The organism is Labilithrix sp. (genome assembly GCA_019637155.1).
GTDB lineage: Bacteria > Myxococcota_A > Polyangia > Polyangiales > Polyangiaceae > Labilithrix.
This window is the reverse complement of the sequence record JAHBWE010000017.1, coordinates 189,396-201,395: the sequence shown is the minus strand read 5'-3', so window position 1 is coordinate 201,395 and position 12,000 is coordinate 189,396. Positions and strand designations below refer to the sequence as shown.

The following is a 12,000-nucleotide window of genomic DNA, read 5'->3' as shown; positions in this document are numbered from 1 at the left end:
TGCTAGGATGCGGCACCAGAGGTTTACCTATCGATGGCTCGACTGACGGCTCAAGAGATGGATGCAGTGGCGGACCAGCTCGAGCTGCCCGTCAAAGGGCGTTTTCCGATCACGTATGCCAACCATCCCCTCCCGGGGGATCCGGCGCGAAAGCTCGGCATCCAGCGGGTCGACGGGTATCCGTCGCCCGGGTTCAGGACCGCGCTGTCTTATGGGCTCGCCCACGAGTCGTTCGAGACGAGCAACTTCCCGGACCGCATCGAGCTGATTCAGGGGTACCGCACGGACGACTGGAGCTTCGAGCGCATTCAGGTGTTCGTCGCCGACAGCGTCGTCACGAGCAACCAATTGCCGAAGCCCGGGACCGTGTACCAGCACGCGGTCGCGCACGCAGGGCTCGGCGCCCCCGCGAGCCGCATGCCCCACGCGCTCGTCGTATATCCGTATCTGTGGCAGCGCGACTTTTACAAAGCCGACGTCGCGGACAAGCGGCTGTGGTTCCTCCAGCTCGTCCCGATTCACGAGAACGAGCTTCAGTTCATCACGAAGAACGGCTTCAAGGTGTTCGAGGAGCTCCTCGATCACTTCGGGATGCAGTTTCACGATCTGAACCGCACCTCGTACGTCGACATGTAGCGGTACGCTCGTGGCGTTGGAGAAGACGAACGGCGAGCGAGGGTGGTCGATGCGTTGGGTGGCGCCGATCGCTTTGTTCTTCGCGTGGGGATTTACCATGCACGCGGTCGGGCTCCTGCTGCACGAGTTCGCCGGGCACGCGCTCGTCGCGGTGGTCCTCGGGTGCGGGATTGACGCGTATGCGCTGACGTTCTTCGGGCACGGGCAGGTGCACCGCGTGATCTGCGACCGATGGACGTTCGAGCGGGTCATCCTCTGCGATTGGGCCGGGCTCGCGGTGACGAGCGCGGTGGGGCTCGCGGCGGGGCTCTACCTCCGGCGCCGGCCCGGGCTCGCGCCGATGCCGAAGCTGCTCCTCGCGCTCGTCGCCTTCTTCTTCCTCATCGGGCAACTCGGATATGCCGTCAACGGTGGCTTTCACGACCTCTACGATCCCGGCCGCACCGCGCGGTGGCTCGGGGCGCGCGGCGTGCATTGGCTCGCGTGGGTCCCGGCGCTGATCGCTTATGCGGTCGCGGCGGTGCTGTCGGCGCGGGCGGCGATCGACGCGTTCCGCGCGCATTTCGGATCGCGGAGCCGGCTGCGCACGGTGGGGCAGCTGGCGGGGACGCTGGGGATCGCCGGTGTTCTCTACTTCATCGCGTTTCGGATCGAGTGGGCGATTCGCACCGATCTCTGGATGCGCGGCGTGGCGGTCGAGGCGGAGCGGATCGCGGCGGAGAGGCACGTCGCGCCGCCGTTCCCGATCGACAAGGTCCTCCTCGTCATCGCGCTCGGCGCGCTCGTCTGGGCGCTCGCTCGCCCCGTCCGCCAGCCGCCGCCGCCGCAGCCGATCGGGCGCTCGACGCTGATCGCGGTCGTCGGCTCCACCGCGATCACGTTCCTCCTCGTGCTCGTGCTCGTCCTCGCGAGCTGAGCGAGCTGAGGCTCACGTCCCCGTCGCGTTCGCCGCGTGGGACGGGCGGCGCCCCTTGACCACGGTCGGGGCGCCGCCGTCGGCGGAGAACGAGAAGAAGAGGCGCAGCGGCTTCGGACGCAGCGCCGGCGCGCGCGCGGCGAGCTCCTCGTAGGGCGCGCGACCGACGACGCGGCGATCGTTCACGAGCTCCGCCCAGATCGCGCCGTCGCGTTGCTCCGCGCGCTCGCAGGCGCGCGGATCGAAGCGGAGGCTCGCCTCGAACGGGCGCTTCGAGCCGAGGACCTCCTCGCGCACGCCGCGCGCGGCGAGGTCGCGGAAGACGGTGGGGCCGAAGCGGTCGTAGTAGAGGATCGTGTGCGCGGTCGACACCGCTCCCGCCCACGGATACGCGCGGAGGAGCCAGCCGGACGAGAGCTCGGCGAGCCGATCGTCGACGTCGGCGCGCTCGTCGTCCGTCTTCCACGGATGCTCCGGCGCGAAGAAGAGGCCGAGGCCGAGCTGGTCTCCCTCGAGCTCCCACGTCTCGCGGATGCCGAAGCGGCGCGGGTCCTGCGCGACGAGCGAGCCGTGGGTGAGGCCGAACTCGCCGACGATGTACACCGCGAGGCGGTCGCGCCGCTCGTCGATGAAGTCGAGCGTGTCGAGCGCCTCCTCGTGTGTCTCGGTCGGGAACTCGGTGAAGCACATCGCCTCCGGCGCGATGCCGGCGGCGCCGAGGCGATCGACCACGTCGGAGACGACCTCGATCGGGGCGCCCTTGTCGATCAGCTTCAGCACGCGCGGCGAGCCCGACTCGACGCCGAGCGCACACGCGACCGCGCCGGCGCGGCGGAGGACGTCGGCGCGCTCCTGCGTGAGGTACTTCTCCGGCTTCAGGTCCGTCGCCCAGCGGACGTCGAGGCCGGCGTCGACGATCGCCTGCGCGAGCTTGATCAGCGTCTTCGGCGCGACGGAGTCCTGCGAAAAATAGAAATGGCGCGTGCCGTGTTTCGTCGCGAGGGCGCGGAGATGATCGGTAATCGCGGCGACGTCGCGCTCGCGATAAGCGGCAGTCCCGATCTCGGCGAGGCCGTAATGGCAAAAGGTGCATTTGCCCCAATAGCAGCCGCGCGTGGGGTCGTAGGGGAGGACGAGGCGCGGCGAGAGGTAGCGATCGAGCGGGAGGCCGTCGAAGTCCGGCGGCGGCAGCGCCTTCAGGTCTTCCATGCCGTGCCCGGCGAGCCAGCGCGCGCCCATCAGGCGATCGCGGACGACGACGTTCGTGCACTCGCGGAGCGGCTTGTCCTGCTCCAGCGCGCGGACGAGGGCGAGGAGCGTGTGCTCGCCTTCGTACACGCACGCCGTGTCGAACGGGCCGAGCGCGCCCGCGAGGCGGCGGCCTTCGAGGCGGATGAGCATCTGCGTGACGCCGGGGCCGCCGCACGTGACGTGGACGTGGGGGAGCGCGCGCTTGATCTTGAGCGCGAACGCGTAGGCGGGCTGGAGCTGCCCCGGGAAGCACACCGAGAGCCCGACGAGCCCCACCTCCGCGGCCGCGAGGCGCGGAACGAGGACGTTCGTGACGTAGTCGTCGAACGGATCGGCGTCCGGCGTCGCGGCGCGGGCGATCTCGTCCATCGTCGTGAGCCCGAACGGCGTCCGGTACGCGGTGAAGTCGAGGTGGAGCGGATGGTGAACGGCGGAGACGACGCGGAGCGCGGCGTCGATCGTCGCGACCGCGGCGGCGTACGCGTCGGGATCGTGGAAGCGGGCTTCGTCGCGGAGCGTGTCCTTCGCGCGCGCGATGCCGTCGGGCACGGCGTGGGCTTCGCCGCGAGCGCGCACGAGCGCGGCGTACTCGAGCTGCTCGACGTGCGTGAGCGAGCGGCGGGCGTCGAGCTCGCGGAGCCGCGCTTCGAGGCGATCGCGGAGCGCGCCGAGCGACTCCGGGCCGAGGAGCCGATCGAACGCCTCGATGTTCGCGTCGATCGGCAGCACCTCCACGCCGTGGGCGCGGAGGAACCCCGTGAGCATCGGCACCGCGAGGTACGGCGCGGTCGGATCGCAGGTCGGCGGGTAGACGAGCGCGACGCGCATGCGGCCTCAGAAGGAGAAGCGATGGTTCGCGCCCGCGAGCGCGGTCGGAAGAAGTAGAGGAAGGACGCGGAGAAGACGCATGGCGTCATGGGGTTTCGCACACCCTGCGACATTGTCCACACGATTTGGTATCGCCCGGAAATCTCGATGTTTCTACCCTCGCTCGATGCCGTCGCCGCGCCTCTCCTTCTTCCTCTCCGCCCTCGCCGCGTGCGCGAGCGATCCGCCGCCGCCCGCCGTCGTGGTCCCGCCGTCGAACGCCCCCGCCCCCGCGCCCGCACCATCGCCCGCACCATCACCGTCAACGCCGCCGCCCGCACCCGCACCCGAGCCGACGGCCGAGCCGCGCGCGCTGCCGTGCCCGCACGGCGATCCGCTCTGCACGCCGCCGTCGCCGGGAGGTTTCGTCGACTCGTCGAGCGGAGCCGCGCCTTCATCGTCGTCGTCGTCGCTCGACCCCGGCATCCCCGGCACCGGCTCGGGCGGCCCCGTTCCATCGAACACGAAGGCGCCCACGCTTCGCCACGGCGCGGTCACGGTCACGGGCCGGCTTCCGCCGGAGGTCATCCAGCGCATCGTGCGCCAGAACTTCGGGCGCTTCCGTCTCTGCTACGAGAACGGGCTCCGCTCGAACCCCAACCTCGCCGGGCGCATCGCGGTGAAGCTCACGATCGACGGGAGCGGAGCGGTGACGAACCCGACGATCGATCCGGTGACCGACCTCCCCGACAAGGCGGTCCAGTCGTGCGTGCTGCGCGGCTTCGCCAACCTCAGCTTTCCGCAGCCGGAGGGCGGCGTCGTGGTGGTGGTCTACCCGGTGATTTTCGCTCCGCCCGCGCCCTAGCGGTGGTACAGGACGCCCGCTTCCGGGTCCCCGGACGCCTTCCTACCGAAACCAGAGAGAATTTCCGTGGCCGCTAAGATCCCCCTCGAACGAATCCGCAACATCGGCATCTCGGCGCATATCGACTCCGGCAAGACGACGCTGACCGAGCGCGTGCTCTTCTACACGGGCCGCATCCACAAGATTCACGAGGTCCGCGGCAAGGACGGCGTCGGCGCCAAGATGGACTCGATGGACCTCGAGCGTGAGAAGGGCATCACGATCCAGTCCGCCGCCACGTACTGCGTCTGGACCGGCTCGCAGAAGCAGCTCGAGCCGATCAACATCAACATCATCGACACGCCAGGCCACGTCGACTTCACGATCGAGGTCGAGCGCGCGCTCCGCGTCCTCGACGGCGCGATCCTCGTCCTCGACTCGGGCAAGGGCGTCCAGAGCCAGTCGATCACCGTCGACAAGCAGATGAAGCGGTACCACGTGCCGCGCATCGCCTTCGTCAACAAGATGGACAACCCCGGCGCCAACTACGAGAAGGTCGCCGACATGCTGCGCGAGAAGCTCGGTCATCACGCGGTGATGATCCAGCTCCCGATGGGCGCCGAGCACGAGTTCAAGGGCATCATCGACCCGATCCTGATGAAGGCCTTCTTCTTCGAGGGCAACGACGGCGAGATCATCAAGGAGGTCGACATCCCGGCCGAGTACAAGGACGCCGCCGACGCGCGCCGCCAGCACGTCATCGAGAAGGTCGCCGACGTCGACGACACGCTCGCCGAGAAGTTCCTCGCCGAGGAGCCGATCTCGGTGGAGGACATCCGCGCCGCGATCCGCCGCGCGACCCTCGCGCTCAAGATGACGCCGGTCATGTGCGGCTCCGCCTTCAAGAACAAGGGCGTGCAGCTCCTCCTCGACGGCGTCTTCCACTACCTCCCGAGCCCGACCGAGGTCAAAAACGAGGCGCACGACCAGGACAAGAACGAGGAGAAGGTCGCGCTCGAGAACGATCCGAACGGCCCGTTCGTCGGCCTCGCGTTCAAGCTCCAGCAGGACAAGTACGGCCAGCTCACGTACTTCCGCGTCTACTCGGGCAAGGTCGCGAGCGGCGACACGATCTTCAACACCTCGAACGAGAACCGCAAGGTCCGCGTCCCGCGCATGTTCCGCATGCACTCGGACGATCGCGAGGAGATCCAGGTCGCCGAGGCCGGCGACATCGTCGCCTTCTACGGCGTCGAGGCGAGCTCGGGCGAGACGTTCACCGACGGCAAGGTCAACTACACCCTGACCTCGATGCACGTCCCGGCCGCCGTCATCTCGCTCGCGGTGGCGCCGAAGGACCGCGGCGCGGAGACGAACTTCTCGAAGGCGCTGAACCGCTTCACGAAGGAGGACCCCACCTTCCGCGTGCATCAAGATGAAGAGTCCCAGCAGACCATCATCTCGGGCATGGGCGAGCTCCACCTCGACATCTACATCGAGCGCATGAAGCGCGAGTACAACTGCGAGGTCATCGCCGGCAAGCCGCAGGTCGCCTACCGCGAGTCGATCTCGCGCAAGGCGGACATGAACTACACGCACAAGAAGCAGACCGGCGGCTCGGGTCAGTACGCGAAGGTCATGGGCTACATCGAGCCGCTCCCGCAGGACGCGGTCGAGACCTACGAGTTCGTCGACGACGTCGTCGGCGGCGCGATCCCGCGCGAGTACATCCCCTCGTGCGACAAGGGCTTCAAGGAGGCGATCAAGAAGGGCGGCCTCATCGGCTTCCCCGTCGTCGGCATCCGCTGCTGCGTGAACGACGGCGCGAGCCACGCCGTCGACTCCTCCGAAATGGCCTTCAAGACCGCCGCGATGATGGGCTTCCGCGAGGCCTACGACAAGGCCGGCGCGACCATCCTCGAGCCGATCATGAAGGTCGAGATCGACGCGCCGACCGAGTTCCAGGGCGCCGTCGTCGGTCAGGTCAACCAGCGCCGCGGCGTCATCCTCGAGACGATCGCGGGCGACACCGTCAACGTCGTCGCCGAGGTCCCGCTCACGACGATGTTCGGCTACTCGACCGACCTCCGCTCTGCCACGCAGGGCAAGGGCACGTTCACGATGGAGTTCGCGAAGTACTCCGTCGTCCCGCGCCAGGAGCAGGACGAGATGATCAAGGCCTACAAGGCCAAGCTCGCCGCCGAAGCGAAGAAGTAACCGCGCCCACGGCGCGCGCGCCCCGAAGCCCTCGCTGCCCCGCGCAGCGGGGGCTTCGTCGTTCAGGCGCGGGAGCCCCGCTCCATCTCGAGGTACGCGGCGCGGCGCGGTAGAGCGCGTGGACCACGACCGGCTCGGTCTCCCACGCCGGCAGGAGAGCAGGGGCTCGATCCTCAACGTGTCCAGCACGTCGGCGTACAAGGCGATGCGCGACCAGTCCGTCTACGCCGCGACGAAGGCGGCGGTCCTCGCGCTGACGCGGTCGTGGGCGCTCGAGCTCGCGCCGCACGGGATCCGCGTGAACGCGGTCGCGCCCGGTCCGACGGAGACGCCCGGCATCGCGCGCCTCCCGATCCCCCGAATGGCCTCGAGCGACGAGGTCGCGCATTGGCTCGTCGCGCTCGGCGATCCGCGCTCGACGTGGATGACGGGCCAGGTCCTCGGCGTCGACGGCGGCCTCGGCATCGCGTAGCACGCACGGCAGACCTCGCGCCCGCGCTCGAGCTGCGCTTTGCTTGGGTCATGTCGACGCGCCTGTCGCCGCTGCGCACGATCGTCCGGGAGGCTCGCGCCGCAGATCGCGGCTTCATCGTGGCGCTGAGCGAGGAGGCCTTCGCGCCGTACGCGCGCAACCCCGCGGCGCACGCGCTGCGGATGCTTCGCGCCGACGCCGGCGTGCTGATGGCGGAGGACGAGCGGACGATGCGGCGGCTCGGGTTCGTCGTCGTGCGGGTCACGGCGCTGGGGCGCGCGTTTGGGCCGTGGGAGGATCCGAGCGTCGGGTACGTCGACGCGATCGCGGTGCGCGACGATCTCCGGCGGCGCGGCGTCGGGCGGGCGTTGCTCGACGCGGCGGAGGAGCACGCGCGGGAGCGGCGCGCCGTGTCGATGTCGCTCCTGACCGCGGAGACGAACCACGAGGCGCGGGCGCTCTTCGCGCGCGCCGGGTACCGCCCGATCCTGCCGGTCGAGGCGGCGTACGTGTCGAACCAGCCCGCGATCACCATGACGAAGCCGATCGCGCGGTGACGGCGTATCCTCGGCGTCGTGTACGCGTTGAAGGACCGCCGGCGGCAGACGGTGCCCGTGTCGAACGGCGCGGTGAAGGTCGCCGTGATCGCCGACACGCACAGCGAGCCGCACCCGCGCGCGGCCGAGCTCGTCGCGGCGGAGGAGCCGGACCTCATCCTCCACGCCGGCGACATCGGCGCGCTCTCCGTCGTCGACGACTTCGCGAAGATCGCGCCCACCGTCGCGGTGCGTGGCAACATCGACGCCCACGCGCTGCCGGACGCGGTCACGCTCGACTTCGTCGACGGCGACGCGAAGCTCTTCACGCTGCTCCTCCTCCACATCGCGGTGAACGGCCCGAAGCTCCGCGCCGACGCCGCGCGCCTCGCGAAGAGCGAGCACGCGCAGCTCGTCGTCTGCGGCCACTCGCACGTCCCGTTCATCGGGCGGGACAAGGACCTCGGCGTCTTCAACCCGGGCTCGATCGGCCCGCGCCGGTTCCACCTCCCGATCGTCTTCGGCGTGATGGAGCTCGCCGCCGGCCGGCTCGCGATGAAGCACGTCAGCTGCGAGACAGGAAAAACGTGGCTTCCGTGAGCCTCGTCAGGCGGCGGCGCGGAAGGCCGGGGCCGCGGTGCGGGCGCGGCGGCGGTAGACGCCGGGCGGCAGGCCGTACGCGCGCTTGAACGCCTTCGCGAACGCGAACTCGCAGGCGTAGCCGACGAGGGCCGCGACGCGCGCGAGCGTGAGGCCCGACGTGCGGAGCCGCTCCGCCGCGAGCGTGAGGCGATGCTCGGCGAGCCAGCGCAGCGGCGAGATGCCGGTCGCCTCCTTGAAGCGCCGGGCGAACGCCGCGCGCGAGAGGCCCGCGCGGCGCGCGAGCTCCGCGACGGTCCAGCGGCGGGCGGGATCGGCGCGCATCGCGTCGAGCGCGCGCGCGACGTGCGGGAGCGAGGCCGGCGGTACGAGCGGGAGGTCCATGGGTCCAGGATGGCTCGAACCACGGCCGCGGTCCACGCCTGGCCCGAAGATCGAGACGATCGGACATGGGCCCGCGCCGGGAAGCGGACGATGCTCTCCGCCATGCCCCAGCAGGAAGTCGTCAAGGAGGCGGACGCGTTCCTCGGACGAGCAGCGGAGGCGCTCTTCTCGTCGCGCACCGTGCTCGTCTACGGCGAGGTCGACACCAAGCTCGCCCGTTCGGTCTCGGCTCAGCTCGTCGCCCTCGCGGCCGCGAGCGACGAGCCGATCCGGATGCTCGTCCACTCGCAGGGCGGGCACGTCGAGGCGGGGGACACGATCTTCGACCTCGTGCGCGCGGTGGCGCCCGACGTCGTCATGATCGGGACCGGCTGGGTCGCGAGCGCGGGCGCGCTGATCTACTGCGCGGCGAAGAAGGAGAACCGGTTCGCGCTCCCGAACACGCGCTTCATGCTCCATCAGCCGCTCGGCGGGATGGGCGGGAACGCGTCCGACATCGAGATCGAGGCGGCGCAGATCGTCCAGATGCGGGAGCGGCTGAACCGCATCTTCTCCGCCGCGACGGGGCAGCCGTACGACAAGATCGTACGCGACACCGATCGCAACTTCTGGATGAACGCGAGCGAGGCCCGCGCGTACGGCCTCGTTCACCGCGTGATCGAGCGGTTCTCCGACGCCGCCTGAACGCCGAACGGCGCGAAGAACGCCGTTGCCTCCGCGAGGATGCGCGGCACCGAGCGCGCGAGCTCGTGGCCGTCGTCGACCTCGACGAGGCGCACGTGTCGCCGGTCGCGCGCCCACGCGCGGGAGAGCTCCACGTCGACGACATCGTCCTTCGTTCCATGCACGATGCACGTAGGCACGCGGACGTCGGGGAAGCCCACGTCGAGCGCCTCGAGCTCGGCGACGAAGCCGTGGTCGACGAAGGTCGTCTTGCCGGTAGCGTGGTCGGGCACCTCGAGCGCGTCCTGCTCCTTCCACCGCCGCCACGCGTCTTCGCCGAGCCGCGCGCGCCATCGCTCCGCGAGCCGGAACGCGGGGGCCATCAGGAAGAGCGCGCAGACGCGCGGTTCGACCTCGGCGACGCGGCACGCGGTGAGCCCGCCGAGGCTCGAGCCGATGAGCACGACGCGGTCCTCCGCTCCGATCTCCGCGCGCACGCGGAGGAGGATGCTCGAGAAGCGGAGGTGCTCGAGCGACGGGACCCGGAGATCGAGCGCGCGCACCGCGAGGCCGTGCTCCTCGCCCCACTTCACGAACGCGCGCGCTTTGTTCGACGCCGGGCTCGACGCGAAGCCGTGGAGGTAGAGCCACGTCGGACCTTGATTCATGCCGGACAGCATACGGAGTATCCTGGCCGGCGATCCGATGACGGGCATCGCGGCCGAGCAGCTCCTGCCGCTCGTGTACTCCGAGCTCCGGCGCCTCGCGGCCGTGCGCCTCGCGCGTGCGGCGCCGGGGGCCACGCTCCAGCCCACCGCGCTCGTCCACGAGGCCTACCTCGGGCTCGTCGCGAACGGCGATCCGGGCTGGAACGGGCGCGCGCACTTCTTCGGCGCCGCCGCGCGCGCGATGCATGACATCGTCGTCGACCGCGCGCGCCGCCGCGCGGCGCAGAAGCGCGGCGGCGGCGCGAAGCACGAGGACGTCGCGGCGATCTCGATCGCGGCGCCGGGATCGGACAGGGTCGACGACGTGCTCGCGCTCTCGGCCGTGATGGCGCGGCTCGCGGTGGAGCACCCGCGCCGGCACGAGGTCGCGATGCTCCGCACGTTCGCGGGCCTCACGGAGGAGGAGATCGCGGAGCTCCACGGCGTGAGCACGCGAACGATCGAGCGAGAGTGGCGCTTCGCGCGCGCCTGGCTCGCGCGAGAGCTCGGATCATGACGCGCACGGCGCGGATCGAGGAGCTGTTCGACGACGCGGTCGTCCTCCCCGCCGCCGAGGTCGAGCCGTTCCTCGATCGCGAGTGCGCGGGCGACGCGTCGCTCCGGCGCGAGGTCGTCGAGCTGCTCGAGGCCGATCGCCGCGCGGGGCAGGTCGCGCCCGAGCGCATCGTGGAGGACACGCTCGCGTCGGAGCTCGAGCCGCGGAGCATCGGCGCGTTCGAGGTCGTGCGCCGGATCGGCGCGGGCGGGATGGGGATCGTCTACGAGGCGAAGGACGCGCGCCTCGATCGCCGCGTCGCGGTGAAGGTCGTCGGCGCCGGCGCGGCGCTGCTCGAGGAGGCGCGCGCGCTCGCGAAGGTCGTGCACCCGAACGTGGTCGCGATCCACGAGGTCGGTCACGCGGGCGGCGAGGACTTCATCGTGATGGAGCTCGTCGAGGGCGGGACGCTCGCGACGTGGCTCGCGCGCGAGCCGCCGCGATCGTGGCGGGAGGTGCTCTCCGTCTTCGCCGCGGCGGGGCGCGGGCTCGCCGCCGCGCACGCCGCGGGCGTGGTCCATCGCGATTTCAAGCCGGAGAACGTGCTCCTCGGCGCGGACGCTCGGCCGCGCGTCGTCGACTTCGGCGCCGGTGTGATCGGCACGCCCGCCTACATGGCGCCGGAGCAGTTCCTCGGCGAGCCGGTGGACGCGCGCAGCGATCAGTTCGCGTTCGCGGTCGCGCTCCACCGCGCGCTCTATCACCGCGCTCCGTTCGCGGGCGAAGACGTGCTCGCGCTGCGCGACGCCGTCGTCGCGGGGAGGCGCGAGCCGATCCCGGCGTCGGAGGTCCCCTCCGAGATCGGCGCCGCGATCGCGCGCGCGCTGGCGCGGGAGCCGAGCGCGAGGTTCGCGTCGATGGAGGAGCTCCTCGCCGTCGTCGGCGCCGATCCCGACGCGGCGGTCTCGCGGAACAAGCGACGCCTCGCGGCCGCGATCCTCACGATCGCCGGGATCGCGACGGCGGGCTCGCCGGTCTCCGCGACGACGGAGGGGCTCCTCGGCCTCGCGCTCTTCGCGTTCGGCGCGATGGTCGTCGTCGGCGTCGTGTTCCGCCGGATGCTGATCGAGAGCGCCTACAACCGTCGCATCGCGCTCCTCTTCGTCCTCCCGGTCATCGGCTTCATCGTGCACCGCCTCTTCGCGCTCCGCCTCGGGTCTTCGGGGCAGGAGATCCTCCTCGGCGACGCGATCTCGATGGCGATCCTCCTCACGTACGCAGCGATCACGACCGAGCGGTGGATGGGGCTCGTCCCGCTCTTCTGCGTCGTCTACATCGGCGCGGCGACGATCTACCCGGCTTGGGCGGCGCCAGGCTTCGGTGCATTGCTCTGTCTTTCCGCGGCGATACCGGTCGTCTTCTGGCAGACGCCGATCGTCGCGAAGAAAATGAGCGAATGACGTGTCGGGTC

The 12,000-nt window shown here is 70.5% G+C and carries 13 protein-coding genes; 10 read left to right on the top strand and 3 right to left on the bottom strand.

The window, feature by feature from the left end; all coding sequences use genetic code 11:
• Positions 1-33 precede the first annotated feature (33 nt).
• Together KF837_33015 and KF837_33010 are read left to right on the top strand one after the other, a co-directional pair.
• Entirely contained in the window at positions 34-636 is a 603-nt protein-coding gene (locus KF837_33015; GenBank protein MBX3232196.1) for a suppressor of fused domain protein, read from the top strand.
• A 49-nt stretch (positions 637-685) separates the two neighbouring features.
• Positions 686-1,552 (top strand): hypothetical protein, encoded by an 867-nt coding sequence (locus tag KF837_33010; GenBank protein MBX3232195.1) that lies wholly within the window; start codon positions 686-688, stop codon positions 1,550-1,552.
• Positions 1,553-1,564: 12 nt separating this feature from the next.
• Here KF837_33010 and KF837_33005 read toward each other — a convergent pair whose 3' ends face one another.
• Entirely contained in the window at positions 1,565-3,631 is a 2,067-nt protein-coding gene (locus KF837_33005; GenBank protein ID MBX3232194.1) for a radical SAM protein, read from the bottom strand.
• A 241-nt stretch (positions 3,632-3,872) separates the two neighbouring features.
• Between KF837_33005 and KF837_33000 the strand changes: the two genes are divergently transcribed.
• From KF837_33000 to KF837_32980, 5 genes are all read left to right on the top strand, one after another.
• Positions 3,873-4,475, top strand: coding sequence for an AgmX/PglI C-terminal domain-containing protein (locus KF837_33000; protein MBX3232193.1), 603 nt, complete (start codon positions 3,873-3,875; stop codon positions 4,473-4,475).
• A 66-nt stretch (positions 4,476-4,541) separates the two neighbouring features.
• Positions 4,542-6,671 (top strand): elongation factor G, encoded by a 2,130-nt coding sequence (locus KF837_32995; GenBank protein ID MBX3232192.1) that lies wholly within the window; start codon positions 4,542-4,544, stop codon positions 6,669-6,671.
• Between the two features lie 34 nt (positions 6,672-6,705).
• A complete protein-coding gene (locus KF837_32990; GenBank protein MBX3232191.1) occupies positions 6,706-7,143 on the top strand; it encodes an SDR family oxidoreductase in 438 nt (145 codons plus the stop codon).
• Between the two features lie 50 nt (positions 7,144-7,193).
• Entirely contained in the window at positions 7,194-7,700 is a 507-nt protein-coding gene (locus tag KF837_32985; GenBank protein MBX3232190.1) for a GNAT family N-acetyltransferase, read from the top strand.
• Positions 7,701-7,727: 27 nt separating this feature from the next.
• On the top strand, positions 7,728-8,279 hold the full coding sequence (locus KF837_32980) for a metallophosphoesterase family protein (GenBank protein ID MBX3232189.1): 552 nt from the start codon (positions 7,728-7,730) through the stop codon (positions 8,277-8,279).
• Positions 8,280-8,285: 6 nt separating this feature from the next.
• Here the strand turns inward: KF837_32980 and KF837_32975 are convergent, their stop codons facing one another.
• A complete protein-coding gene (locus tag KF837_32975; protein ID MBX3232188.1) occupies positions 8,286-8,663 on the bottom strand; it encodes a helix-turn-helix transcriptional regulator in 378 nt (125 codons plus the stop codon).
• 90 nt (positions 8,664-8,753) lie between these two features.
• On the opposite strand from KF837_32975, the gene KF837_32970 reads away from it, so the two are divergent.
• Positions 8,754-9,347, top strand: a complete 594-nt coding sequence (locus KF837_32970; protein MBX3232187.1) for an ATP-dependent Clp protease proteolytic subunit — start codon at positions 8,754-8,756, stop codon at positions 9,345-9,347.
• Here KF837_32970 and KF837_32965 read toward each other — a convergent pair.
• Complete coding sequence (locus tag KF837_32965) at positions 9,311-10,006, bottom strand: alpha/beta fold hydrolase (GenBank protein MBX3232186.1); 696 nt, start codon at positions 10,004-10,006, stop codon at positions 9,311-9,313. The two genes, KF837_32970 and KF837_32965, sit on opposite strands and share 37 nt — an antisense overlap.
• Here KF837_32965 and KF837_32960 point away from each other — a divergent pair.
• The gene (locus KF837_32960) at positions 9,993-10,550 is read left to right on the top strand and encodes a sigma-70 family RNA polymerase sigma factor (protein MBX3232185.1); all 558 of its coding nucleotides are present in this window, start codon (positions 9,993-9,995) and stop codon (positions 10,548-10,550) included. The genes KF837_32965 and KF837_32960 overlap by 14 nt on opposite strands.
• A complete protein-coding gene (locus KF837_32955) occupies positions 10,547-11,989 on the top strand; it encodes a serine/threonine protein kinase (protein MBX3232184.1) in 1,443 nt (480 codons plus the stop codon). Before KF837_32960 ends, KF837_32955 begins: the two co-directional genes overlap by 4 nt.
• Positions 11,990-12,000: the final 11 nt, after the last annotated feature.